Raw genomic sequence first — 25,335 nt, 5'->3', positions numbered from 1 at the left:
TCCGCGGGGCCCGACGCTCATACGCTCACCGGGTGATCAGCACGACTGCCCTGAACACCGGACATGCCGACTTCCTCGCCTGGGCCGAGCAGGAACGCGGCACCGCCCTGCCCGCTCGCGCCTCCGACGCAGTGCTCACCCTCCTCGCGCTGCGCGGCGCGGACCGCCGGGCGGGGGTCCCCGAGCCGACACCGCAGCTGGTGCGCAGCGTGCTGCACAAGGACCTGCCCGTGCTGCTGTGCGCCACGGCGGCCGAACTCGACGCCGTACCGGACATCCTCCGCGCGCTCGCCGACCGCGTCAGGGCTGCCGGACGGCTGAACACGAAGCGCCACACACGGCTGCTCACCGCGATCGACGAGGCGAGCGGGGACTTCCGTACGGCGATGGACGACCCGTGGAACCTGACCTGGCCCCGCTGGTACGCATCGCTGCTGCGTGCCGACGGCGTGGACGCGGACGACGCGGAAGCCGTACGGGCCTGGCTCGCCGCCCACGACCGGAGCCCGCACGCCGACCGCCCCGCGCTGCCCGAGCCGCTGCAGCGCCCGGACCTGACCGCGCGGACTTTCGCGGCGCGGGAGCAGCTTTCGGAGGCGCTGCTCGCCTCCTTCGCCCGCGACGCGGCCGGGCCGGCCGCCCGGGGCGGCGCCCTGCTCCCTGCTCCGCCGCTCGGCGCGGACCACCCTGACGACGCCCTCGCCGAGCACCTGGACCGGATCGCGTCGGCGCTGAGCGACCGCTGGACCGCCGCGGGACTCGGTGAGGCCCTCGCAGGACCGTACGCGTCCCTGGCCCCGGGACCGGAGGCGATGCCGCACGCCGCTCTCGCGGACCGGCTGCTCGACGAGCACCTCGACTACTACGGCGACTCCGGCATCCCCCTGCCGCCGCCCCCCGGGCTGCCCGCGCCCGAGGAGATCCGGGACCTGCTGCACGCGGCCCCGCTCCCGGCCACCCTCGCCGCGGGCGGCGACGACCTGACCGACGCGCAGCGCGACATCGCTGAACGCTGCGGCTTCCCCGAACCCGCGATGACCGTGTGGAACGAAGGAACCCCGCAGGAACTGACCGAACTCGCCGCCGACCTGCTCGCCGCGGTCATGGACTCCGTGCCCGTACCGGACGACCCCGACCAGCGCTACCTCCTCGACGGTGCGCACCTCCTCTACACGCTCTACGAACGGGGCAGCACACCCGACTCGGTGGCGCGCAAGGCAGCCGATGTCTCGGACGGGAACATCGCCCCGGAACTGGAGGACGACCCGGTCTCCGTCCCCACCGGGCAGCCCGCCGCGTACGAGCTGCCGCCCCTGCCGGAACTGGCCGCCGTCCTCGGCAGGCCCGACCTGACCGAGCGCGAACGCGCCGAACTCGACACGCAGGCCAAGGCCCTGGCCGCCACCGTCGACCGGCTCAGCGCGACCGGCTTCGTCTTCCGCGCAGGCGACGCGTACGGCCTCACCCCGCTCGGCAGCGCCGTGCTGCGCCACATTCTGACCGTGGGCCACTGCGCGGCACCCGATCAGAAGGCCGTCGCCGCATGGAACGCGGCGGAGACCATCGAGGGGATCTACCACTGGCCGCACAAGATCGCGGCCACCGCTCTGAACGCGTGGGCAGTCGCCCACGGGGGCACGGACGCGGCCTGGTCGGAACTGCTCGGCGCGGTGTCCGCGGCCAAGTCGGCGGACTTCCTCAACGTCGAGCTCTCCCGGCACTTCGACCACCTCGACGAGGCCGGAGTACCGACCGCGGCCCTGCGCACAGCTCTCGAAGACCCGGTGACCGGTGCCTACGCCGCGCGTCTGCTCGGCGCCCGCGGCGAAGCCGTCCCGGATGAACAGGTGCCCCCCAACGCCCGGGCGACGCTGCTCCTCGAAGACCTGGACCAGCGCTGGATCGACGACATGCGCGTCTATGTGGCGGCAGCGGCGGAGGAACGCGACCCCGACCCGCTGCCCACGGCCCTCCTGGACGCCTTCGACGCCGCTGCGGCGACCTGGCCGGACGGTCCGGCGGCACTGGTCAGGGCACTCGCCGCGGCGAACCCGACCAACGCCGTGCGCATTCTGGGCGACCTCCAGGACCGGCACCCGGACGGCCGGGTGCGGGACACGGCGGCACACGAGATGAAGTCGGCGAAGCGTCGTCATCGCTGACGCGTATCCGGCTCAGGTCCGCCCGGAACACCGGGGTCCGAGGCTCGTCGGCCGCACACTCGCCTGTGTGATCGGGGTGAGCCGGGGTGACTGCGGCCGATCTGCGGTGATCGTCGCCCGCAGCGGTAACAGGTCGCGCGAGGCGCCCGCCGACTGGGCACGCTGACGCCATGGACAAGGCCGAGGTACTGCTCATCGGCGGGCGCGCAGGCGTCGGCAAGTCGACGGTGGGGTGGGAGGTTTCGGCCCGGCTGCGTGCCGTGCCGGTCTCCCACGCCCTCCTCGGTGTTGTCATCGGCGCTCTCGGCTCGTACCTGGCGAACGTGCGCGGGGACCGGGCCCGCTTCCGGCGCGAGGAGGGGGTCCGATGGGAAGAGAGGCGGCTGACCGTCTACGCCGACTACGCGAGGTCGCTGAAGAAGACCGTCACCCTGACCTACCGGGTGGCCGCTCACCTTGGCAACGACCCGCATCCGCACCCCTTGTCCCCCGAAGAGGCGGCTCCCCTCCTGGCCGAGGCGACCGATGCGCGGGATCCGGTCGGGGAAGCCCTGCTGATGCTCGGCACCCCGGACGTGGTGCAGCGGGCGCGGGTATGGGTTCTCGCGGTCATCGAGATGGAACGGTTCCTGCGAGAAGGGACGCGTGACCGGGACGCCTGGTCGGCCATGCTCGAGAAGCAGCGTGACGCGCGCACGCGGTACTACGAGGTGGTCCGCCGTGACATGGGCCTCCCCGCGGGCCATCCCGGGCAGTGGAGCCTTCCACCGTCACGGAGTTCATGGCCCACTTCCGGTGGCTGACCCCTTGCAGCCACCCGATACGTGTGCCATATAGGTCTGGACCAATGCCGTCGTCCGCGGAGGCCCGACCGTGCAACGTCCCCCCACCACCGTAGTGTTGGCCTGCTCAGCCGTACTCCTGCTCACCGCATGCGCCGCGCGCGGCGGCGAGGACAAGGACACCGAACGCCCTTCCACACCCGCCGGCGTCACCGCCCAGGCCGGCAGTGCCACGTCGGTGCACGTCATGTGGGAGCAGGCCACCGACAACAAGGCGGTGACCGGCTACGAGGTCTACGAGAAGGGCACCAGGGTCAAGTCCCTGCCCGCCGTCCGGCACATGGTGGACATCGACCGCCTGACCCCCGGGACGGCGTACAGCTTCACCGTCCGCGCGCGCGACGCCGCCGGGAATCTCTCCGCCGCCGGCCCGGCCGTCTCCGTCACCACCCCGGCCCCCACACCGGACGACCGCACCGCCCCCACCCGTCCGGCCTCCCTGAAAGGGCGCGTGGACGGGGCCCGGGCGGTGACCTTGGCCTGGGCACGCTCCCGCGACGACGTAGGCGTCACCTCGTACGACATCTACCAGGAGGACTCCCGCATCCACAGCGTGTCCGGTACGCGGACGACGGCACGGGTCACGGGGCTGCGGCCCGGCACCGTCTACACCTTCACGGTCCGGGCGCGCGACGCCGCCGAGAACTCCTCGCCGGACAGCGAGGCCGTCGACCTCACCACCTTCTCGGCCCCCGGCGACGGCCCCAGCACCGCTCCGACCGCCCTCAGGGCCACCGCCCGCGAAGGCACCATCGAACTCTCCTGGACGCCACCCCGGACCGGGGCCCCGGTCAAGGAGCACCAGCTCTTCCTCAACGGCAGGCCGGCCACGACGATCGTCTGGGGCGCCACGCCGCCCGCCGGAACGGCGACGTACACGATGACGGTCACCGACAAGCCGGGCACGCGCTACAGCGTCAAACTGCGGGCGAAGCTCCCCGACGGCAAGTGGGGCGACTTCTCGGCACAGCGGACGGTGGTGGTCGCGTAGTGGGACCGCCCAGTGCCGACAGACCCCGACCGCCGACCAACTCTCAGCTTGTCCTGGGTCTCAGGGGCCGTCGAATAGATCACGGTGCCGACCCCTGCCGCGGGTCAGGCAAGGACGCTCGTGCTGCCCATGCCCGCATGCGTGCTCGGATGGTCGCTGTACAGGAGGAATTGAGGAGCTGATGCCGTGGGTCCACCAGTGGCACGGTGAGCACGACGAGGAGTGGGGCGGAACACCGTCCGGGGAGTACCAGGCGTACCTGGACGAGCAGCGCGGGAAGCACGGGCTCTCGGCGGACGACCTGAAGGCTTGGCGACCGGAGAAGAAGGCGCGCGGCCGGGCGAAGAAGCCCGACTGAGCGTTACGTACAGGCGCGTACAAGAAGGCGCCCCGTCATGGGATCGCTTCCGGTGGCGGGGCGCCGTCGTACGTGCGCGCTCAGCCCTGCGCGGCGAATTCCACGAAGGCAGCCCAGCCCTCGGAGGCCACGCGCAGGGACGGCCCCGTCTTGTCCTTCGAGTCGCGGACGTGGATGGTGCCGGGGGAGGGCGCGACCTCGACACATTCGCCACCCTCGGCTCCGCTGTAACTGCTCTTGAGCCAGACCAGCTCCGCAGCTGCTGTGTTGGTCTCCGCGATCTTCATAGCTCTCCCAGCAACTTCTCGACGAATGCAAGCGACTCTCGTGGCGTGAGAGCCTGCGCCCGGATGATCCCATAGCGCGCGGCGATGGCACGGGCCTCCTCCGGGTCTGTGACCAAGGTGCTGCGGCCCTGTACCTCCAAGTACACGACCTGGGCTCCGCCCTTCCGCGTGATCAAGGTGAACGGGCCGTCGACGCCTGCGTTGTCCTCCCGATCCAGTGGCATGACTTGGATCTCCACGTTGCGCTTCTCGCCGATCAGAAGCAACTGCTCCAACTGGCCACGCAGAACGGGCTTGCCACCGAAGGGGCGACGAAGTACCGCTTCCTCGATGGCGAAGCTCATGAGAGGAGCCAGCCAGTTGTTGAAGATCTCCTGCCGCGCGAGGCGGGCCGCAACTCGCTGCTCGATTGTCTCCTCAGTCAGAAGCGGGCGGCGCTTGGTGAGTAGTGCGCGGGTGTACTCCTCAGTCTGCAAGAGTCCCGGAACTGCCTGAACGGCGTACAGATGCAGCTCAGCCGCCTCGGCCTCCAACCGCGCCGCATCCCGGAAGAACGCCGGATACTGTGCCCGCGCCACCTCCTCTTTGCTCGCCTTCAGTAACCCGCCCGCATCCAGCACCTCGTCCGCCTTGTCGATGAACCGGGGCGGCGGAATCCGGCGCCCCTGTTCGAACGAGGCGATCGTCGACGCCGAGTACCCGGTCAGCGCCCCCAACTCCGCCCGCTCCAGCGCCGCCCGTACCCGGCACAGCTTCAACTGCTGCCCGAAGACGTGCAGGATGCCCGATCCCGTCTCGTACTCGTGCTCCGGCTGTTGCTGATCGTCCATGACCCCCGCACCTCCCGTACCGTCCCGCCCGCACACCCGTACTGCGCCTGCGCGGCCAACGCGCCACACCTGAACGGGTCACGCTCCCGGCCGCGTACATCGCCGTCCGGGACGCGTACAGCCCGTGCCCGTCAGCGCGTCCCTGCTGGTCAACGGTACGCAGCCACCGCCGGCGTTTCCCCCATGAACCGAGCAATTACCCCTCACGTGGCGCCCCAGCAACAGCCCACCTCCACCCGCGAGTTCTCGATGCAGTTCACCTCCACCACGCGCGGCGCCCGCCTCGCCCGCCGGCTCGTCTCGCACCGGCTTCACGACTGGGGTTACCCGTACGGCTCCACCCCCAACGAGACGATCACCCTCATCGCCGCGGAGCTCACCGCGAACGCCGTGCGCCATGGGCACCTCCCCGGCCGGGACTTCCACCTCCGCCTCACGGCGAACGCCGCAGGCCCGGCCACCACCCTCCGTATCGAGGTCGCCGACACCCGTACCGAGCGTTGCCCCGCCCCCGAGGCCGTCGAGATCCCACCACCCCTCGACGAGGAGTCGGGCCGCGGTCTGTACCTCATGGCCCGCCTCGCCGACCGCTGGGGCGTCACACCCCGCGCCGACGCTCCTGGTAAGACTGTGTGGGCGGACGTGCGTGTGGCACGTACGACCGAGACGTGATCGACTGGCTGCGCGCGGTTGTGGAGCAGCCGAGGACAGTCATGCCGACTACGCGGCGATGGTGCGGCTCACGCCCGATCGGCCTATGTACATCGGCGATTACTCTCGCTGCACCGCGCACGAACCCGATACGCATGAGGCGCAAGTGCAGCACCGAGGCGCGTGAAGCGGTGCAACCAGATGGAAACGACCTCTTAGCTCAATGGGCGCTCAGTGGCGGTCGACGCCTGCTGTGCGGAGCTCGTCCTTGCACTCCTGCGGCACAGCCACCATCTCGAGGGTCGCTCTACCGTTCTTCTCGGGCTCGTCGGTCTTCGCGTCCTGCTCGGCCTTCAGCTCGGCGGCGAGCTTGACACAGTCCACCTCACCGCCGCCCGAAGCGGGCGCAGGCTGGTGCGTCTCGGCCGGCTGTGGCTCGCGCGGGCCTTCGGGTACGCCGGGACGGCCGACACCGGCGAGGATCCCAGCGGCCAGCACAAGGGCGGCCAGTACCGCTGCCAGGGGCTTCACAGCGCGGCCACGATGACGGTGACGATGGCGGCCGTGGCGAGCAGCATCGCGGAGCGCGTGGCCTCCTGGACCTTTGTGCGGGACCCGGGTTCACGTTTCGTAGGCTCGGGGGCATGACCGACTACCCGAATGTCGAACGTGTGTGGGCGCGTGTTTCCTGCTGGCTGGAGAAGAACGCGCCGGTCTCCCACCAGAGCCTGCTGCCGCCGGCTACCGACGAGGAGGTCCGCACCGACGAGGAGCAGCTGTGGCAGTGGCTGGGACATGGATTCCCCGATGAGTTGAAAGTCCTGTGGCGGGTGTGTGGCGGCGTGGAGTGCGTCGAGGTTGAAGCGGACGAGGAGGGCGAGCTTCGGTCGGAGATGTTCCTGCCCGGTGGGGCTTTCCTCAGTCCGAGGCAGGCCGCCGCCATTCGCCTGTCGTTCAATTGGCCTGATGTCGACTGGGGGAGGGCGTGGGTTGCCTGGCTGGGTGAGGATCAGGAAGGGGCCCTGATGGGCCGCTATGTCGACGCATCCGGGGGGCCTGGAGGCGGCGGTGAGGGGCAGTGGTCCGCGCACTCCGGGCCCGAGATGTCCGCGCCTGAGTTTCCTTCTGTCGGTTCCTATCTCGAGGCGGTTGCCGAGGCGCTGGAGTCAGGCAGTGGTCCGTTCGTGAGTCAAAGGTGGCCAGAGCTGCCTGGGGTGGTGAAGGGATGTCTGGTGTGGGAACACCCTGACTCTCCTTCTGTGGACGGCTGGGAGTCGTTCCACCCGGTTTCTTGAGGACGGTTGGCTCCCAGCCCCAGCCGGTTCGGGGCTGGGGCCGGGAGCGTGATCAGCCTGTCAGGGCTTCTTCATCGCACAGATGAGGTCGGCCTTGGAGGTGTCACATGCCTTGAACCATGCGTCGCCGACATCCACGGTGTACGGGTCCTTGTCGAGGAGCCGGAATTGCGGGGCGAACTCGTTACCCAAGCGGCTCATTGCGCCCGAGTTCATGTACGTCGACATCGACGAGCGACCGCAGTTCTCGTCCCAGGTCGGTGGGTCGTAGCGGGTGTCGTCCAGCAGGTGTTCGCTGGCGTCATCGGTCTTGGCCGATACGGTCTGGATGCACTCACCGCCGCCGTTCTTACCGGCGGGCATCTTGCCGCCCTTGTTGGCGGGCAGCCCCGGGGACTCGTAGGTCGAGGCGAACGGGAATTCGTCACACGAGATCGTATCCGGGTACGGACTGTTCACGAGTTCCTGGTGCATCATCGTCTTCGGGTGGTTGACGAAGTTCTTCGTCGGCACCCAACCATCGGCGGCGCGCTTGCCCCGATACTTGGTGCACATCACCTTGCGGGAGTCCTTCTCGGCGTTCCAACCGCTCTCCGCCCGGCTCGCAGACGGGTGGTAGTGCAGCGGCTTCTCCGGAGTGGCGCCGAGCCCCTGGGACGGCTTGCTCTTGTTCTGCACCATCCAGACGTGAGCCGCGGCGGCCGTGTACTTGGCGGTGTTGAACTTGTACTCAGGTGTGTACTGCGGCATCACGCAGCCGGGGACGCCGTTGGAGTCGACCTTGTCGCAGCGCACGATGAGATCCGGGGACCGCCACGGGCCGGTCGCGTCCTGCCATTCACGCTTCCTGCCGTCCGGGGCGGGCGGCGGCTCCACGTCAGTGTCGGGCATGCCGGCGAAGTACACCGGCATGCTCTTGGAGAGGTCGACGTCGCGGGTGCCGGAGGCGTTGTCGACCTTGCCGTTCCACTTGTGGTCGGCGGTGCCGGTGATCATGTGCGGGTCGTTGGGCTGGTTGCCGTTCATGCCGCCTTTCCAGTTGGTTTCTCCGTAGAAGTCGATGTCCTTTCCGCCTGCCCCGTCGTTGCAGCCGTCGCTGTAGCACATGGACGAGATCCAGGCGTCCGGGTCACCGGAGCCGAGCAGGACGGCGCGGTCCTGGGCGGGGAACGTGTTGGTGATGGGGTTCAGCTGGATCCAGGTCTTGACGTCGCCGGCGTGCGGGTCGGTCTTGATCTGGAAGGCGGTCTCGAAGGTGGCCTTGTATTCGATGTCGTCGACGCCGGGCAGGGTCTTGCTCCTGGCGGTGAAGCTGAGGTCGAAGAAGAGGCAGGCTTTGTTGCGGGTCATCAGCGACTTCTGTGCCTCACCGGCAAGGCTCGGCTGGCACCAGGAGTCCTTTACGACCGGGTCGGGGTAGCTGGGCGCCCGCTTCGCAGCCTCCTTGGCTGCCTTCCGGGTGCCTTCGAGGGACCGCTGCGCCTTCGGGGTGATGGTCACTTCCATGCCGCCCTTGTTGAAGGTGCGGCCGGCCGAACCCTGCTTCCATCCCGGCGCCGGCAGTGGATCGTCCGTGAGCGCGGGGGACGCGGCGTCCGGGTCCGTCTTCGGCAGCTTGATGTCGATCTTCTGCTTGCGGTTGTAGTCCCGGTTTCCGGCGGTGAAGCCGTAGTCACGGATCGGGCCGACGTTGTCCGCACGGTCCACGCTGCGGGTCTGCACCACGTGGTTGCCGTCCTCGGCGGGTGTCGCGACGTACGCGGCGGTGTTCGTCGCGGCGACGGCCTTGGTGGTCGTGGCGGTGGTGGTCGTGGGGGTGGTGGACCAGCCGGACTCCGCCGCATCGTCCTCGAACGGGTCGAGGCGGTACTGCACGTCACGGGCGTCGGTGACGCCGGTGTCGACGTTGAAGGTGCCCTGGACGCCCGCTCCGCCGCCGCCCCAGTTTTCGGGGTAGGTCGCAGAGGACACGCTCTTGGGCTCGCCCGGCGCGGTGGTGTCCACGACGAACTCACGCCACGGGGACCAGTTCAGGTTGTAGTGGGTGCCGTCGTAGGCGTTGGTGCGGAACTTGTACGTCTTGCCGTCGGCCAGCTGCCCGGCCGGGACCTTCACCGAGGCCCAGGAGCCCGGGGTGACGTAGCCGGAGACGATCAGGCCTTCCCCGGCCGGGGTGGTGATGGGCTTGTTCGTGGCCGCGTCGTAGATCTGGAAGGTTCCGTTGACCTTGTCACCGTCGGCGTCGGTGAACTTGTCCCGCAGGGTCGGCGTGGTGGTGTTCACCGCCCAGACACCGGCGTAGGACTTGAACGGGGCGCCGGCCTGCTGCGCGGTGCCGTCACCGGGACGGTAGTTCCAAGTGACCGTCAGCTTCGGCGGGTTGCTGGTGGCGTTCGCGCTGTTGACGCGCTTCCAGTCCTTGACGTCGTCCGTGGCGGCACGCAGGCCCATGTAGCCCTTGCCGTCCAGGGCGGAGGACCAGCTCTGCACGAGCGTGGTGATGTCCGCGGTGATCCATCCGTCGGGGGCGTTCGTGCAGGACGGGTTGCCCTTGGTCTGGGTGGAGGAGTGGAACTGCTGGTTCCAGGTGGGCTGCCTCGTCCACCGCGAGGCGGTGGACGAGCCGTTGGTGTCCCAGATCGTCCATTCCTGCGGCTGGCAGTCGGTGTTCCCGGAGTGGAAGTTCCACAAGGAGACGTCGGCGTTCGTGACGATCGCGTCCTTGAACGCCGCGGTGTTCCAGGTGACGAACGACCGGGCGGTGCGTGGAGTGCCATCGCTGTTGGTGGTGCCGGGGTTGCCGAAGTCGAGCTCGACGTCCGTGGACAGGTCACCGGTCTCGCCCTGCTGGACATAGGTGTCGAAGACATTCGACAGGTTCGACGTCGAGGGGTCGACGGTCACCGGGTACTTCGTGTCCGGGTCGGCCAGGAAGCCGGCGTCCGGGGTGACCACGAGGTCGAACGCGCCGTCGCCCTTGTCCACGACCCTCATGTCCACCGGGTGTCGGTTGGTGTGCTCCCCGGAGACCTTGTCCACCGTGGCGTCCCACATCACCGGGGCGGGCATCACAGCCCGCTTCTCACCGGTCTTCGGATCGGTGAAGGTCACCGAGCCGTCCTTCTGCGGCTCGGCTTCCAGGCCCTCGGTCTTCAGCGGCAGGGTGTAGCTGTAGCCGCTGGTGGCGGGCCGCTGCTTGATGTCGACGAACTGCTCGAACCCCGTCCGGGTCGCCTCCACCACCACATCGGCACCGGGGACGGCGTCCTTGTACGTGGCGCGGGTGCCGTCCAGACGCGGTTTGGGGAGGCCGCCCTTCCACTGCAGCGTGACCTGCCCGTCGCCGCTGCCCAGGGTCACCAGATCCCGGCCGGCCGCGTCCTTGGCTGCCCTCAGCGAGGGAGCGGGGGTGCCGCCACCGGGGGCGAGTTCGAGGCCGCCGGGGTGGGCCTTGGAAACCACCTCGCCCTGGGCGTTGGTGGTCAGCGTGGCGTCCACGTCCACCCATGTGCCGCCGCGCTGCATCCGCGCTGGACCCGGGGTCAGCTCCGAGGTGAGCGACCCGTCCGGGTTGGCGTGGGTGAGGGTGGTGGCCGTCGTCTCGTTCGGGACGAGAACCTCCTTCCCCGCCTTCTTCGCCTGGGCGAGGGCCCAGGGGATGCCTCCCTTGCTGTGCTCGGTCGCCCACGCGAGGTCCGCCTTGGCGATGTCCGCGGCACTCGGCTGCTTCACCTGAGCGGCAGCAGCCGGCGTGATGTCTTCCGCGGCCACGGCACCGGTGGCCCCCGCGATGGCGAGCGGTGCCGCGGTAAGCAGCGCCGTGCCAATTGCTATGCGGGACAAGGCGCGTTTTCTTCTTGCTAATCCGGACAAGATGAATGGTCCTCTCGCCCCGCTCACATTCCATGAGCGGGTTGGTCGGTCGGTTTGTGAATGGCGGCACGCACTCGATGCCGCCGCAAGGTATTCCTATGTGGTCAACGTCGCCCGGGCCACCGGATAAAGCCGACCAACTGGTTAATCGGCCCAATGGGGACGTGATGATCAACACGGTTTGGTCGGGGTTGTGTGCCGCGAGTTGACAGTTCGGTAAAAACCTCGCGAAGAAAACACGCGAGCCGCCAACAGGCAAAGAACTGCAACTACTTACCGAGTGTTGATCCCGTCAAAGGTGCCTCGTCCCGGCTCACTGACCGGCCGGCGCGAGACGCGAGTGGTGTCAGGTCTCAGCTTGGCGTACGAAGCGGATGCGATGACCGGCATTACCTTCTGGCGGGTATTGATCCCGTCCGTGAGGCGGGTGAGCAGGCGTCTGGTCTCAGCGCGGCTGAGGTGGATGAGCTGGGAGGATCCGTTTCTGCTTTCTCCGCATCGAGTTGGCGGGCGCACAGGTTCGGCAGGCGCGGGCGGCCATGGCCAGGGTCATTCGGCGGTGCCGGCTGGCTGGTCACCTACATCGACTGGCACCGCAAGCGCTACTACGTGGAGCCGACGGACAGCGGCGGTGAGGCCAAGTGGAGAGGCTTCAGCTTCGCGCGGGCAACCTCGTTCGAACTGACCCGGGCGGTGCGGGAGGTGCTGCTCGGAACCGACCCGGACGTGAGACTCACCAAGCGGGCCGTCGCCTCCGTCGGCGAAGCACGCGACCACTTCATGGAGTTCGTGCATCAGGGAGGAACACTGATCACGCGCGGTAGCGGCGGTTACGCACGATGGTGGACCTGGGCCGGGCACCGCGCCGACGCCACACTCGCCGCCTCGCTCGGTGCGTTCACCGCGCCGTCACAGCGCATCAACGACTGCTGGATCAGGCTGAGGGAAGACACAGGCCCCCAGGTCTGGAAACAGGCCGTCGCGGACGCCTCCGGGCAACTGTGTCTGCCCGAGATCGACGAACAGGCATTGGAGGGCCTGAAGTTCGCCGAGGCACTGCCGCCCCGCCTCGCTCAGGCGACGCTGGCCGGCCGCTCCTCCGATCTGGGGAGCGCGCAGGCCGTACTGGACGAGCCGGTGCGATTCGTGGCCGCATTCGGCTCCTGACGTGCATTCCCCAGTCGGGCGGCTACGTCCATCTCGGGCCCTCCCTTGCCGACGTCCGCGTCTCACACTGGTAGGGCTACGTATGCGCCACGCCGTGACACCTGGCCAGGAGGGCCGTGGGGCGCGAACGGGGTTGAATGGGCCCACATGGCATCAACCTGGTCTTCGCAGGGCATGTGAAGCGGCCGGCGACCGCGCCCCCGACCGAGGCACGCGGTCGCCGACCGCGTGCGAGGACCAGGGGAGAGCAGGGGTAGCCGAGTACGAGGTGGTGGCCGGCGGTGGAGAGACGGGTGACGGCGCTCAGCGAGAGCCGGGAGGATCCGTTCGCTCAGCACCTCGCCGCCTCGGCGGTGCTCGACGACCGGGGAACCGTGGTCGCGTGGAGCCGGCAGGCCGAGGGCCTGCTCGGCCACCCGGGGACGGAAGTGATCGGCCGTTCGGCGCTCGACGTCCTGCTGGATCCCCGTGATCTGCCCGCGGCCAAGGACGCCGCGGCGACGTGCAGGAGAGACGGCGGCTGGTTCGGGGTACTGGCGGTGCGACATCGCAGCGGGGAGTTCGTGGAGATGGGGTTCAGGGCGCGCGAACTCCTGCGTGACGACCTTGTCCGCGAGTGGGTCCTTGTCGGTGCGCCCGCGGCGAGCGTCCTCGAGTGGAGGAGGGACCGCGCCCTCCTCGAAGGGCTGTTCCGACGGTGCCCCATCGGCCTCGCCGTCCACAGCCCCGAGATGAGGATTCTCCGGGTCAACCGGGCGATCGAACGGTTCAGCGGAGTCCCGGACGCCGAGCACCGGGGCATGCGTACCGGCGATCTGCTGGTCGAGGAGGACGCGCGGGCCGCCCGGCACCGGGTGCGCCAGGTGCTGGAGACCGGCACATCACTCACCACCGAGCAGTACGGCCGCCTGGAGCGGAATCCGACACGAGAGCAGATCGTGACCGTCTCTGCCTTCCGGATCGAGGATTCCGCCGGACAGGTCCTGGGAGTGGCCGAGACGGTCGAGGACGTCACCGAACGCCATCGTGCCCGGCGTCGGCTCGCACTCCTCGACGAGGCCGGCACGCGCATCGGGACCACGCTCGATGTGCGCGAAACGGCCTGGGAACTCGCTGATGTGATGGTCCCCGGCCTCGCCGACCACGCATGGGTGGACCTGTCGCAGCCGGTGACGCGCGGTGAGGAGCCGACGCGTCCCCTGGCGGGGCCTGTCGCACGGGTGGCGGTCCGCAGCGTCCTGGCCCAGGAGCCCGGTCCGCCGCACCCGGATGCGGAGCCGGTCGAGCTCGCTCCGGGCACACCACAGGCCACATGCCTGGCCGACGGGCGGCCCGTCCTCGAACCGGTTCTTCCGCCCGACTGGCACTCCACGCAGCCGCACCTGGGTGGGCACGCCCCGGAACCGGGCGTCCACTCCCTGATCGTGGTGCCGCTGGCCGCACGGGGCCTGGTGCTGGGCGCGTTGAGCCTGTGGCGTTCGCGGCGCCCCGAGCCGTTCGAGACGGATGATCTGACGCTGGCCCAGGAACTCGCCTCCCGCGCCGCCGTCTGTATCGACAACGCCCGGCGCTTCACCCAGCAGCAGCAGACCGCGTTCGCCCTGCAACGCAGCCTGCTGCCGAGGGCGGTTCCGCGCCAGCCCGCCGTCGAGGTGGCGCCTCGGTACTTCCCGGCCAGGACGGCCCAGGGCGTGGGAGGTGACTGGTTCGACATCATCCCTCTGTCCGGCGCCCGGGTCGCCCTCGTCGTCGGTGACGTGGTGGGCCACGGCGTCCACGCCGCGGCCACGATGGGCCGACTGCGGACAGCTGTGCACACGCTGGCCAGCCTCGACCTGGAGCCCGACGAGGTCCTCGCCCGCCTAGACGATCTGGTCAACCTGTTGGCCGCCGAACAAGAGGAGGACGGCGAGCGGACCGTGGGTGAGCAGGTGATCGGCGCCACCTGCCTCTACGCCGTCTACGATCCCGTCTCCCGGCGGTGCTCCGCGGCGCGTGCGGGCCACCCCTCACCGATGGTGACCACACCCGACGGACAGGTCAGCCTGCTCGACCTGCCCGCCGGACCACCGCTCGGCCTGGGCGGCCTGCCGTTCGAGGCCGAGGAGGTCGAACTGGCCGAGGGAAGCCTGCTCACGCTCTACACCAACGGACTCATCGGCGAACGTTACGTCGACGTCGACCTGCGCCTGGAGCGGCTGCGCGCGGTGCTCACGCGCCCTGAGGACCCGTTGGAGCTCACGTGCCAGGCAGTCGTCGACGCCCTCGTGCCGGCCGATCCCACCGACGACGTCGCCCTGCTCGTCGCTCGCACCCTCGTGCTGCCATCGCAGAACGTCGCCTCCTGGCAACTCCCGCTGGAACCGGCCACCGCTGCCCTGGCCCGACAGCTGACGACGGCCAAACTCACCGAATGGGGTCTGGAACACCTGGCGTTCACCACCGAGCTGATCGCCAGCGAGCTGGTCACCAACGCATATCGGTACGCCGGCGGCCCCATGACCCTGCGGCTCATCCGTGAAAACTGCCTCATCTGCGAAGTCAGCGACGCCAGCCACACCTCTCCGCATCTGCGCAGGGCCCGGACCAACGACGAGGGCGGCCGCGGACTGTTCCTCGTGGCCCAGATGACCGAACGCTGGGGAACTCGCTACACGCGCGAGGGCAAGACCGTCTGGACCGAACAGCCGCTGTCCGCCACGCCCATCTGACCTCCGGCAGGCGCTGTTGCGTGCGCCGTGGTGCTGGTGACGAGTCGTCGGCAGATGAAACGAAGCCCCAGGGATGCGAAACGCTCGGCGTCACCTGAACGCGTGCGTGGAGATGCGTGCCATGCCAATCATCCGCGTGTCGGAGCGAGGGCGATCACATTGCGGGGCAGTGCGCCCCGACTGAACCTCGTGCCAGACCCTTTCCAGAGCCTGCGGGCCTTGGCCGTGGACGACGTCGACCCATCGGTCGTCGCGGCCCGCACCAGCCCGGAGAAGAAGGCGCGGGGCATCACCCTCTTCGGCGTGGAGGCCGGGATGGAGGGCTTCACCCGTGGCCGCAAGCTCGACAAGGTGGGCCAGACCGAGTCGGACACCGCTGAACTGTTCTTCGACGAGGTGCGGGTGCAGGACACCCACGTGATCGGCGAGGTCGACCAGGGCTTCGTCCACATGATGGGGCGGCTGCCCCAAGAGCGCCTCGGCGCCGCGGTGTCCAACGTCGCGCACGCTGCGCAGATCCTCGAGGAGACCGTCGAGTACACCAAGGAGCGTAAGGCGTTCGGCCAGTCCATCGGTTCCTTCCAGCACAACAAGTCACGGCAGCATCCGCGACGACGTCTTCCGCTGTGGCCGCCGCCCCGAGGTGTACACCAACGACTTCACCCCGGCGGCCCTGCCGGCGTGGCTGGGCCGCCTCGACCCGGCCGTGGGCGCAGCCCCCGTGGCGGACGCGGTCGCGGAGGTCGCGCGGGCGCTGAGCCGTATCCGCGACCCGCGCGCACTGGCGGACAGCCGGCTGCCGGCGCTTCCGGCGACCCGACCGTGCCGGACCTCCAGGCGTGGCTGCACGACGCCGTGCTCGAACTGGCGGTCAGCGACGAGCTCGCCGACGCGGAGGCGGGCACCATCCTCCAGGCGTACTACCTCGGCCGGGCCAGCACCCACCACCAGGTGGCATGCCGGCTGCACCTCAGCCGGGCGACCTACTTCCGGAGGCTGCGGCGGGGCCTCGAAGCCGTCGCTGCGCGCCTGCCGCAGCCGGATGCGTGAGTCCGGGACCAGGGAGCCGGGGAGCGGATCACACGGGGGGATCACCTCACGCCATCATCGGCCGGTCCGTCGCGGCCACGGGCGCCGGCAGCTCGGTGAAGCCGGTCAGATAACGGTCCGTGGCCGCCGCCGCGGCCCGTCCCTCCGCGATGGCCCACACCACCAGGGACTGGCCGCGCCCCGCGTCGCCCGCGACGAACACGCCGCCCGCCCGGGAACGGCCCGTCCGCATGCCCTGCCCATGCTCGGCACCTCGATCGTGCCCCTGCGCTTTTCCCTGCCGCGCCGTCCGAGCGGCGAATGCGGCGTCCCGGGCGAAGTTCCCCCGGCCGTCCAGGGTGAGCCCGAGCTGTTCGATCAGGCCGCTGCCCCGCTCGGGACCCGAGAAACCCAGAGCGAGCAGGACCAGCTCGGCCGGAATCACCCGCTCGGTGTCCGGCCGCGGCCTCCTGTGGACCGGCTCGACCTCCGTCAGGTGCAGCGCGCACACGTGCTCGGAGGGATCCGCCTCGAAACGGAGGGTGGCGGAGGAGAAGATCCTCGGATCCGTGCCCTCCCGCCCCCGGGCCTCTTCATGGGCATGGGAGATCCGGTAGACCTTCGGATACGTGGGCCAGGGCTCGGTGTCCGGCCGCAGGTCACCCGGCTCCGGATTGATGTCCATCTGTACGACCGAGGTCGCGCCCTGGCGCAGGGCGGTGCCCAGACAGTCCGAGCCGGTGTCCCCGCCGCCGATGATCACCACGTGTTTCCCGTCTGCTGTGACGGGCGGCGCGGCATAGTCTCCCTCCTGGACCCTGTTGGCAAAGGTGAGGTAGTCCATGGCCTGATGGATGCCGTCCAGCTCGCGGCCGGGCACGGGAAGCTCCCGCCGCTCCATGGCTCCGACGGCGAGGACCACCGCGTCGTGCCGCCTCCTGAGCTCGGCGGCGTTCAGATCCCTACCGACGTCCGCACCGGTGCGGAATTTGGTGCCCTCCTGCCGCATCTGCTCGATACGGCGTTCCAGGTACCGCTTCTCCAGCTTGAACTCGGGGATGCCGTAGCGCAGCAGCCCGCCGATGCGGTCGTCGCGCTCGTAGACGGCGACGGTGTGACCGATACGCGTCAGCTGCTGCGCCGCCGCCAGCCCCGCCGGTCCGGAGCCGACCACGGCGACGGTCTTCCCGCTGAGCCGCTCCGGCGGCCGGGGCGGCGCGTACCCCCGCTCCCAGATCTGGTCGGCGATGGCCTGCTCGACGTTCTTGATGGTCACCGGATCGGCGTTGATCGTCAGCACGCAGCCGTCCTCGCACGGCGCCGGGCAGAGCCTTCCGGTGAACTCGGGGAAGTTGTTCGTCGCGTGCAGCCGCTCGGCCGCCGCCCGCCAGTCGCCGTGCATCGCGTACGCGTTCCACTCGGGGATCAGATTCCCCAGCGGGCAACTGCTGTGGCAGAACGGTATGCCGCAGTCCATGCAGCGCGAGGCCTGCTCGGACACGAGGGGCAGCAGGATCTGACCCGCGTAGACCTCGTTCCAGTCGCTCAGCCGCTCCTCGACGGGGCGCGGCGGGACGGGCCGACGGGGGATTTTCATGAAGCCGAAGGGGTCGCTCATGCGCCGCCTCCATCACCCACTCGTGGTGCATCACGGCGTTCAGTCCAGCGTACGCCTGCGGCCACCTACCTGGCGTCCGGGCTCCGGCGCACGGGCCGGGCGCACGACGCCCCACCCGCTACCGGAGCCCTGCCCTGGGGGGCGGGGGCCGTGCATCGATGTGAGAGGTCGGGAAAACCCATGCCGCAGTGCCGTCATCCGGCCCGGACGGTCGTTCCGTACGGCAAGGCAGTCATCACTGGGCGCACGGCTTCGGGGCATCGTGACCAAGGGGGGCGGTGAGTGCGTCCTGACGAGATGAGGCCGCCCCACGATGTCGACGAAAGCTACGCTGATCGTCATGAAGCCGACCCGCCGACGCCGCACCGTCTTACCCACCGTTCTGGCTCTGATTCCCTTGCTGGCCCTGGGGTGTTCGGCCCGGACCGACACCGACGGCGCGGACGGCGCGAAGGGTGAAGGGCCTTCGTCGGGGAGGGCAGGCGATACGCCTCGTCCCGTCGAGGGTCTGGGGGACATCATCGTCGCCGGCCGACCGGTCACCGGATCGAAGCCGTCGGGGCATACAAAGCTTCCGTACCAGCGAACCTACGCGTCGGGGCCGCTGTATGCCGCCGTCACCGGCTACCGGTCGATGGCCTACGGGCAGGCGGGCCTCGAAGCCATCTACGACGATGTGCTGTCTGCCGGCGTCAAGGGGCGCGGCAGCCTTTCGGGGCATGTCGTCACGACGATCCGCCCGGAACTGCAGTCGGCCGCCGCCGACGCTCTGGGCAGCCGCAAGGGCGCCGCAGTCGCCGTCGATGCCGGGAGCGGCCGCATTCTGGCCCTGGTGAGCACGCCCTCGTACGACCCGTCCGCCTTCGGCGGGTACGCCTCCTCGGACGAGAAGGCGTGGAAGGAGCTACGGGCCGAGGGCGACAAGCCCATGCTCAACCGGGCGCTGCGCAAACCCGTCGAGCCGCGCGAGACGTTCCATGTCGTCGTGGCCGCTGCCGCGCTCGAGGAGGGGCTGTACCGGTCGGTCGACGAGGCCACGCGCGCCCCGCTGCCCTACACCCTGCCGGGCACGACGACCGAACTCGACTCGGACGGCGCCCCGTGCGCGCACGCCTCGATCCGCACCGCGCTCCGGCACGCGTGCGACAACGTCTTCGCCAGCATCGCCGTCGAGCTGGGCCACAGCAGGCTCGCCGCGACGGCCGAGGCGTTCGGCTTCAACGACGACGCGGGGGGTGTCCCGGTGCGGGTGGCGGAGAGCACCTACCCCACAGGTGATGTGAAGGGCCACGAGGTCGCCCTGTCCGGTATCGGTTCGGGCGGAGTGAGGGTCACGCCGATCAAGCTGGCCGAGGTCATGGCGGTGATCGCCAACGGCGGTCGGTCGGTTGCCCCTTCGGTGGTCGACACCGTCGTCCTCGGCGACGGAACCCTGCAGAAGCCCAAGGGCGCGGCAGCATCTGCGGCACCGCGCCGGGTCATCGGCCGAGACACCGCCGAACAGCTGCAATCGGTGATCGAGGACGCCTCGGGTGGAAAGGGCGCCGCGGGTGTGACCGGATGGGTCGCGTCGCCCACCGGATCGTACGGCTCCGAGCCGACCGCGTGGTCCGTGTCGTACGCCCGGGACAAGAGCGGCCGGCTGATCGCCATGGCGGTACGGGTGGACGGCCCCGGCAGCGACGGGACCGGCGACGCGGGCCCTGCGGTCGCCGTGACCGAGCGGGTGTGGTCGGCCGTGTCCTGAAGGCGGCGCTGCGAAGGCGTGGGGGGATCCCGGGACCGGGATCCCCCCACGGAGTCCGAGTCAGGGTTCCACCGGCGCCGGGGCGGCTACGCGCCCGTGACCCCGTCGATGCGCTCCCTGATCAGATCCGCGTGGCCGTTGTGCCGCGCGTACTCCTCGATCATGTGGATCAGGATCCAGCGCAGCGAAACACTCCTGTCCCCGACGATCGCGGCTTCCTGGCCGGACAGCTCACCGCAGTCGGTGAGCGAGGCTGCGTCGGTCAGCTCGCGGCCTCGGGCGATCTCCGCGCGCCAGACGGCGAGCGCCTCGTCGATACCGCGTTCCGAGGAGAGCGCGAAACCGGACGCCTCCTTGGACTTCGCGTACACCGCGGGCACTTTCTGTCCGGCGAACACCCGCTGGAACCAGTTGCGTTCCACCTCCGCCATGTGCTGGACAAGTCCCAGCAGCGTCATGGGCGACGGGGGCACCGAGGCCTCGCGGAGCCGACTGCCGTCGAGGCCCGTGCACTTCAAGGAGAGCGTGGCCCGCTGAAAGTCCAACCAGCTCTCCAGCATGGCGCGTTCATCAGCGTGCGGTGGTGGGATGCGGCGCCCGTCCGGTGTTGTCGTCATGGACAAACCGTCCCTAACCAGTGTGCATGAGTGAGTCTTGGACCCACGGCTGCGAGCTGGGCGCATCCCGAACGGTTTTGGATGCACTGGGTCTCCGCTTTCTCGTCCAGTCCGGCGGCGCACCTCCAGGGGTACGGTCCGTGGCGGGTGGGCGGTTTCCGTCACGCTCTCGGACTTGCGGTCGGGCCTGGACGGTCCGATGCCCCGCGGCATCGCTCTGGTGTTGCGGGGGCGGTGTCGTCCGACGCCGGATCGGGAGCCCGAGGGCGCGTCGCCCGATCGCGATGCCGGCGGCATCGTGACGGGTCGTCTTACGTAGTGGGGTGGTCAACGGTTTCTGCCAGTGCTGGCTGCCCCAGCGGGACGTGTAAGCCGGGTCGACCGCGACGATCGCCAGGCCCTGTCCGGCGGCCATGGAGATGAGCCGGGCCTTGAGCTTCGCGGTGGGGAAGCGGGAGATCAGCTGCCGAAACCGCTTGCGTCGGCCGTGCTTCTCCCGGGTCTTTTCCTGCGTGAAGTCCAGGTCCTCGATCGCGATGGCGTGGACGCCGGACCGCTCGGCCCAGTGGAGCAGGCGGGCTATAGCGTGGCGGATCTGCGCGTCGCGGTGATCGGCCGTCCTCGACAGATCGTAGAAGAAGCGGTGAGGTTCACCTACCGGGTTGCCGTGGGTGTCGAGCTGCCAGGCGGCAAGGTGATCGTCATTGGTGTCGACACCAATACAGCCGGAGGACAGCGCGGCGTCGAGCGGGATTGTCTGGACGATGGGGCGCTGCCACGAGGCGGTCACGTACCAGCGGTCGCGGTCGGCGTCGTGATGGATGCGGTACGCGACGGCACGGTTCGCTCCGATGCGGTCGGCCCACTCCTGCCGCCGGTGTTTGAACGCGACGGAACAGGCGAGGATGTACCGGCCGTGTTGGGCGTTCGCCAGGTGGACGAGCGGCGCGGGCAGTTTGATGCTCATCTCGCCGCCTGGGGTGATGCGGATCGTTTCGTTCCCGAACCGCTTCCCCGACTCCCCGTCCGCCGACAAGAACATGCGCTCGGCTTTCCAGCGCTCCCGCCACTGATCGGCGGTGAGATTGGCTTTCTCCAGGTTGTGGCGGGTGTTGACCAGCCGCTTACCGCCCCGTACTACGCGCACACGCCCGGCCTGCCAGTCTGCGAGCGCAGCAGCGTGGCGAGCCTGAAGAGCGGCCAGGCGCCGGGACTTGTGAAACCACTCGCCTTTGGACCGGTAGCCGCCCAAAGCCCGCTTGGAACCGCGCTCCCCCACAGGCAGGGACAGGCGGTGTCGCAGTGTCTTGATTGCGGCTTCAAGGCTGTGGAGGCGGGCGGCGAGGCAGCGGCGGGCGAGCGCCCACTGATCATGCGTGCTCTTGGTGACTGATCCTGCCCACCGTGACGAAGACGCCCCCGTCAGCTCTCGTTTGCGGGCCGCCCACGTCTCATTGTCGTGCTCAAGACCCTCGGCGCACCGGACCTTGAGGTCGTGGGAGGCGAGTGTGCCCATATGATCGCCGATCAGCCGCAGGACTTTCTCGTCGTCGATGGTCAGGCACCTGAGGCGGTCGCGTACCGCCACACCTGGGGGACCCGGAGCCACAAACGACGGAGCGATCGTGCGCAGCCTCTTCGGCTCAGCCACGCTCAGCCGCCTCAAAGGCCTTCTGGGCCCGGTTCTTCGCCGACCTGCGCCCGTACAGGCGGGCGCAGAAGGAGGTCAGCACCTCGACCATGTCGCGCACGAGGTCGTCTTCCAGTTCCCCGTCATCCAGCACGACGAGCCGACGGCCATGGGCGCACAGTGCGGCCTCGACCAGTTCGGTATTCATCCTGCCGAGCCGGTCCTTGTGCTCCACCACCACGGTCGTCACATCCGGATCGGCCAGCAGCCTACGGGCCTTCGTGCGACCACCGTTCATGCCGGAGCCGACCTCGGATTCCACCCGCACCACGCGATGACCGGCCTTGGCCGCCCACTGCGACAACCGCGCGACCTGGCGCTCCAGGTCCGCTTTCTGGTCGTGCGAGGAGACGCGGGCATACAGGCCGACACCGCCGACCGTTTCCGGCGCGGTACGGGCCTCGACGTTCACCAGAATCGTGCGCGGCCCGACCCGCTCAGCCGGAACCGGCAAAGTGCCCTCGCGGAACCAGCGATACGCGGTCTGCGGATGCACGCCCTGCGCCCGCGCCCACTCCTTGAGGTTCATACACCCGACCGTAACAACGCTCACCAAAGCGCACTATCACTCACAAGAGTGAGCTAACGAACCAACAGCTCACAACCCTTGCACGGGTCACTGACAGCCGAGCGGGTTCAGGCGAGCGGGACGGCGGACCTTGACCCGGCGCATCCGGGCGTGGCAGGTCCGGGTGTGGGTGGGCCGGCCCCGGGGCCCTTGCTCGCGACGGCACAGGGCCCTGGCCGGTCGGGGACGGCCCGGCTCAGGCCGTCAGGTGCGCCAGCACCGAGCGCATCGCGCGGTGCACCGCCTCGCGTGCCTCGTCGGTCGGGTCGAGGGTCTCGAAGCCGTGGCGGCCGTGCGGCACGTCGACCACCTCGACGTCCACCCCGCTGCCCTTTGCTGCGGCCAGGAACTCCTCGACGGTGGCGGCGATCTCGGGCATCTCGAGCCCCGCCCGGGTGAGCACGACCGGCAGGGCGCCCGCGTCCGCCACCGCGTCCGCCGGGTGGAACCGGCTGCCGGCCAGCCCCCAGTTCGGCAGCGGCGCCAGGATCGGATAGCTGGCCGCCAGGCAGCGCAGCCACGCCGGAGGCGATCCCAGCCAGTCCGCTGTGATCGGACCGCCGCCCGAGAAGAACCACAGCGCGACCCGGTCCGCGTCCACCCGCGGGTCGGCCCGGACCAGCTCCACCGCGGCGGCCACGTCCCCGGCGGCTCGCTCGTAGTCGGCCACATCGTGCAGGCGGTGGTCGAGGGTCACGCCCACCACCCCCTGCCCGGCCGCGTACCGCGCGTACCCCATCAGGGTCGGCCAGTCCCGCGGGGTCGGACGGGCCTCGGCGGGCACCGGACCGCCGTGCACGAACACCACCGCCGGCCGCGGGCCCTCGGCGTCGGGCAGGTACAGGTCGACGTTCCCGGTCCGCTCGCGGGGGAGCTCGGGCACATCCAGCAGGAAAGGCCGCAGGTGCGGGGGCGGCCCCGCGGCGCCGGCCGCCTCCAGCCGGTGCCCCTCGCCGGCCGCGGCCCGCAGCAGAACCCCCGCCAGTTCGGTGGGGCAGGACAGCATCGGCCAGTGCCCGGTGGGGAGTTCGAAGAAGGTCACCCGGCGCTCGGCCAGGGCCTGCAGGGCGGGGTCTCCGAAGTCCACCCGCATCTGGACCATCTCGATGCTCGCGCCGTTGCCGGTGCACAGCACCCCGGTGGTGGGCACCGCGGCCACCGCGCCGGTCAGCCGCAGCGGTTGGAGCAGAGTGCCCAGCGGCTGCGGCGCGGCGCGGGCGGTGAGGCGGTCCAGCGCCGCGTCGGGGACACCCGCGGTGCTGCCCCAGCGCTGCCATTCGTCGCGTGCCGGGGGCGGCAGCTCCCCGTCGGCTCCCTCCGCCGTGCCCGTCCCGGCGCGCTCGGCCACCTGCCGGCGCAGGGACTGGTCGGCGACCGCGGCCAAGGCCGGTACGCCGTCCTGCGGCATCCCCGCGTCCAGATGGACGATCCGGGCGATGCGCTCCGCCCGCCGGTCTGCGGCGCCCAGCACCGGGTGGATGCCGTAGTCGTGGCCGACCAGCACGATCTCCCGTCCGGCCACCGCACCGACCGAGTCGATCACCGCGAGCACGTCCGCGATGTGCGTCTCCAGGCCGACGCCGGCTCCCGCGGTGGCGGACCCGCCGAGTCCGGTGAGGGCCATCGGGTGCACCTCGGCGCCGGCCGTGATCAGGTGGGCGGTCACGTCCTGCCACACGTGCGGGCCGGTGAACATGCCCGGGACAAGGACGAATACGGTCATGGCCGTCTCCTCGGTACGTCGTCGTCCGCGGACCGGCCCGATCGGGCCGGCCGCGCTCGCCGGTACGGTAGGAACTCCCCCTGAGGGAGGTTCAAGTGTTCACGTCACACGACGGGTTGTGCAGCATCGGTGAACTGGCCGAGCGCGCCGGCGTCAGCGTCAAGACGGTCCGCTTCTACTCCGACCGCGGCCTGCTGCCGGAGGCCTCCCGCAGCGTCGGCGGGCACCGCCGGTACGGCCCGGACGCGCTCGAACGCCTGCGCCTGATCCGTTCCCTGCGCACCCTCGACCTGCCGGTTCCCGAGGTGCACCGCATCCTCGAAGAGGAGGACGAGGCGGGCAGCGTGCTGGAGGACGCCGTCGCCGGGCAGCTGCGCGAACTCGGCTCCCGGCTCAAGGCCCTGCGCTGGAGGGAGGCGGGGCTGCGGCTTGTGCAGGAGTGTCCTCCCGGGGAGCGTGCCGACCGGCTGCGCCTGATCGGCGCGGTGACCGCCCCGCCGAACACGGCACCGCTCGCCCGGTTCTGGCGCGCCTGGCTGCCGCCGCGGATGCCGGCCCGGTCCACCGCCGCGTTCCTGGAGGTGGCAGTCCCCCAGCCGCCCGACGACCCGGACCCGGCGCAGGTGCTCGCCTTCGCCCGGCTGTACGCCTTCATGGCCCGCCCCTGCACGGGCGCCGAGCAGCCCCAGCCCGAGGCGCACAGAGCCACGGGGGCCCGTGGGGCGGCCGTGCTGTACACCGGCCTGGCCGAGGCGTACGAACTGGCGGGCGCGCAGATGCGCCTGGACCGGGTGCCGTACCCGGGCGAGGCGCTGGACAGCTTCGTGGCCGCGTACGCGAGCGCGTACGCCACCCGGGACACCCCGGACTTCCGCCGCCTGCTGGCCGGGCAGCTGGCGGCCGACCCGCGGATCGACCGGTACTGGGAACTGGTGGCCGAGGTGATCACCCCGCCGGGCGGCAGGCCGGCCCCGACCCCCGGGTCCGCGCACGACTGGCTGCTCGCGGCATTGGACGCGCAGACGGCCGCCGCGACGACCCCGAGGGTGCGGGCAGGGATGGTGCCGGCGGGAAGGGGTGCCGACGGCACGCCCCGATCTGTTCACCGACGGGCACCAGTCGGAAATGCAGCCGACCGGCACCTGGCGTGAAGCGGCCGTGCAGGTCGAAGCAGCG

The 25,335-nt window shown here is 70.1% G+C and carries 20 protein-coding genes; 11 read left to right on the top strand and 9 right to left on the bottom strand.

Features of this window, described 5'->3' with window-relative positions; all coding sequences use genetic code 11:
• Window positions 1-32: 32 nt before the first annotated feature.
• The 4 genes from OHS70_RS06575 to OHS70_RS06560 all read left to right on the top strand — a co-directional run bounded on the left by OHS70_RS06575 (window position 33) and on the right by OHS70_RS06560 (window position 4,353).
• Window positions 33-2,162 carry a hypothetical protein gene (locus OHS70_RS06575; protein ID WP_328394608.1) on the top strand — a complete coding sequence of 710 codons (2,130 nt, stop codon included), beginning with the start codon at window positions 33-35 and terminating at the stop codon, window positions 2,160-2,162.
• A gap of 170 nt (window positions 2,163-2,332) precedes the next feature.
• Window positions 2,333-2,965: a hypothetical protein gene (locus OHS70_RS06570; protein WP_328394606.1), complete on the top strand. Its 633-nt coding sequence runs from the start codon at window positions 2,333-2,335 to the stop codon at window positions 2,963-2,965.
• 70 nt (window positions 2,966-3,035) lie between these two features.
• Entirely contained in the window at window positions 3,036-3,995 is a 960-nt protein-coding gene (locus tag OHS70_RS06565; protein ID WP_328394604.1) for a fibronectin type III domain-containing protein, read from the top strand.
• Between the two features lie 94 nt (window positions 3,996-4,089).
• The gene (locus OHS70_RS06560; RefSeq protein WP_443062733.1) at window positions 4,090-4,353 is read left to right on the top strand and encodes a DUF7008 domain-containing protein; all 264 of its coding nucleotides are present in this window, start codon (window positions 4,090-4,092) and stop codon (window positions 4,351-4,353) included.
• An 80-nt stretch (window positions 4,354-4,433) separates the two neighbouring features.
• Here the strand turns inward: OHS70_RS06560 and OHS70_RS06555 are convergent, their stop codons facing one another.
• Window positions 4,434-4,640 carry a DUF397 domain-containing protein gene (locus OHS70_RS06555; RefSeq protein WP_328394600.1) on the bottom strand — a complete coding sequence of 69 codons (207 nt, stop codon included), beginning with the start codon at window positions 4,638-4,640 and terminating at the stop codon, window positions 4,434-4,436.
• Entirely contained in the window at window positions 4,637-5,470 is an 834-nt protein-coding gene (locus tag OHS70_RS06550) for a helix-turn-helix domain-containing protein (RefSeq protein ID WP_328394598.1), read from the bottom strand. Before OHS70_RS06550 ends, OHS70_RS06555 begins: the two co-directional genes overlap by 4 nt.
• 183 nt (window positions 5,471-5,653) lie before the next feature.
• Here OHS70_RS06550 and OHS70_RS06545 point away from each other — a divergent pair, with 183 nt between their 5' ends.
• Complete coding sequence (locus OHS70_RS06545; RefSeq protein ID WP_328394596.1) at window positions 5,654-6,142, top strand: ATP-binding protein; 489 nt, start codon at window positions 5,654-5,656, stop codon at window positions 6,140-6,142.
• 210 nt (window positions 6,143-6,352) lie between these two features.
• On the opposite strand, the gene OHS70_RS06540 is transcribed toward OHS70_RS06545, so the two are convergent.
• Window positions 6,353-6,652, bottom strand: coding sequence for a hypothetical protein (locus OHS70_RS06540; protein ID WP_328394594.1), 300 nt, complete (start codon window positions 6,650-6,652; stop codon window positions 6,353-6,355).
• Between the two features lie 113 nt (window positions 6,653-6,765).
• Here OHS70_RS06540 and OHS70_RS06535 point away from each other — a divergent pair, with 113 nt between their 5' ends.
• Window positions 6,766-7,416, top strand: coding sequence for a hypothetical protein (locus OHS70_RS06535; RefSeq protein ID WP_328394592.1), 651 nt, complete (start codon window positions 6,766-6,768; stop codon window positions 7,414-7,416).
• A 60-nt stretch (window positions 7,417-7,476) separates the two neighbouring features.
• On the opposite strand, the gene OHS70_RS06530 is transcribed toward OHS70_RS06535, so the two are convergent.
• Window positions 7,477-11,259 carry a DNRLRE domain-containing protein gene (locus tag OHS70_RS06530; RefSeq protein WP_328394590.1) on the bottom strand — a complete coding sequence of 1,261 codons (3,783 nt, stop codon included), beginning with the start codon at window positions 11,257-11,259 and terminating at the stop codon, window positions 7,477-7,479.
• A 489-nt stretch (window positions 11,260-11,748) separates the two neighbouring features.
• Here OHS70_RS06530 and OHS70_RS06525 point away from each other — a divergent pair, with 489 nt between their 5' ends.
• The 3 genes from OHS70_RS06525 (at window position 11,749) to OHS70_RS06515 (ending at window position 16,217) form a co-directional block, all read left to right on the top strand.
• A complete protein-coding gene (locus tag OHS70_RS06525; RefSeq protein ID WP_328406191.1) occupies window positions 11,749-12,456 on the top strand; it encodes a hypothetical protein in 708 nt (235 codons plus the stop codon).
• Window positions 12,457-12,749: 293 nt separating this feature from the next.
• Complete coding sequence (locus OHS70_RS06520; RefSeq protein WP_328394588.1) at window positions 12,750-15,167, top strand: SpoIIE family protein phosphatase; 2,418 nt, start codon at window positions 12,750-12,752, stop codon at window positions 15,165-15,167.
• A gap of 225 nt (window positions 15,168-15,392) precedes the next feature.
• Window positions 15,393-16,217 carry an acyl-CoA dehydrogenase family protein gene (locus OHS70_RS06515; protein WP_328405460.1) on the top strand — a complete coding sequence of 275 codons (825 nt, stop codon included), beginning with the start codon at window positions 15,393-15,395 and terminating at the stop codon, window positions 16,215-16,217.
• 46 nt (window positions 16,218-16,263) lie between these two features.
• Here OHS70_RS06515 and OHS70_RS06510 read toward each other — a convergent pair whose 3' ends face one another.
• Complete coding sequence (locus OHS70_RS06510; protein ID WP_328394586.1) at window positions 16,264-17,814, bottom strand: glutamate synthase subunit beta; 1,551 nt, start codon at window positions 17,812-17,814, stop codon at window positions 16,264-16,266.
• Window positions 17,815-18,154: 340 nt separating this feature from the next.
• On the opposite strand from OHS70_RS06510, the gene OHS70_RS06505 reads away from it, so the two are divergent.
• Window positions 18,155-19,561: a penicillin-binding transpeptidase domain-containing protein gene (locus OHS70_RS06505; RefSeq protein WP_328394584.1), complete on the top strand. Its 1,407-nt coding sequence runs from the start codon at window positions 18,155-18,157 to the stop codon at window positions 19,559-19,561.
• Between the two features lie 86 nt (window positions 19,562-19,647).
• Here the strand turns inward: OHS70_RS06505 and OHS70_RS06500 are convergent, their stop codons facing one another.
• The 4 genes from OHS70_RS06500 to OHS70_RS06485 all read right to left on the bottom strand — a co-directional run bounded on the left by OHS70_RS06500 (window position 19,648) and on the right by OHS70_RS06485 (window position 24,159).
• Window positions 19,648-20,178, bottom strand: a complete 531-nt coding sequence (locus OHS70_RS06500) for a DinB family protein (RefSeq protein WP_328394582.1) — start codon at window positions 20,176-20,178, stop codon at window positions 19,648-19,650.
• A gap of 13 nt (window positions 20,179-20,191) precedes the next feature.
• Window positions 20,192-21,766, bottom strand: coding sequence for an IS200/IS605 family accessory protein TnpB-related protein (locus tag OHS70_RS06495; RefSeq protein WP_328394580.1), 1,575 nt, complete (start codon window positions 21,764-21,766; stop codon window positions 20,192-20,194).
• Window positions 21,767-21,821: 55 nt separating this feature from the next.
• Entirely contained in the window at window positions 21,822-22,397 is a 576-nt protein-coding gene (locus tag OHS70_RS06490) for an IS607 family transposase (RefSeq protein WP_328394578.1), read from the bottom strand.
• A 235-nt stretch (window positions 22,398-22,632) separates the two neighbouring features.
• A complete protein-coding gene (locus OHS70_RS06485) occupies window positions 22,633-24,159 on the bottom strand; it encodes an alpha/beta hydrolase (RefSeq protein WP_328394576.1) in 1,527 nt (508 codons plus the stop codon).
• Window positions 24,160-24,254: 95 nt separating this feature from the next.
• On the opposite strand from OHS70_RS06485, the gene OHS70_RS06480 reads away from it, so the two are divergent.
• Entirely contained in the window at window positions 24,255-25,310 is a 1,056-nt protein-coding gene (locus tag OHS70_RS06480) for a helix-turn-helix domain-containing protein (protein WP_328394574.1), read from the top strand.
• Window positions 25,311-25,335 lie beyond the last annotated feature (25 nt).

The sequence above is a fragment of the Streptomyces sp. NBC_00390 genome (assembly GCF_036057275.1).
Classification (GTDB): Bacteria; Actinomycetota; Actinomycetes; order Streptomycetales; family Streptomycetaceae; genus Streptomyces.
Note: the sequence above shows the minus strand (reverse complement) of the source record. Positions and strands in the feature narration are given on the sequence as shown.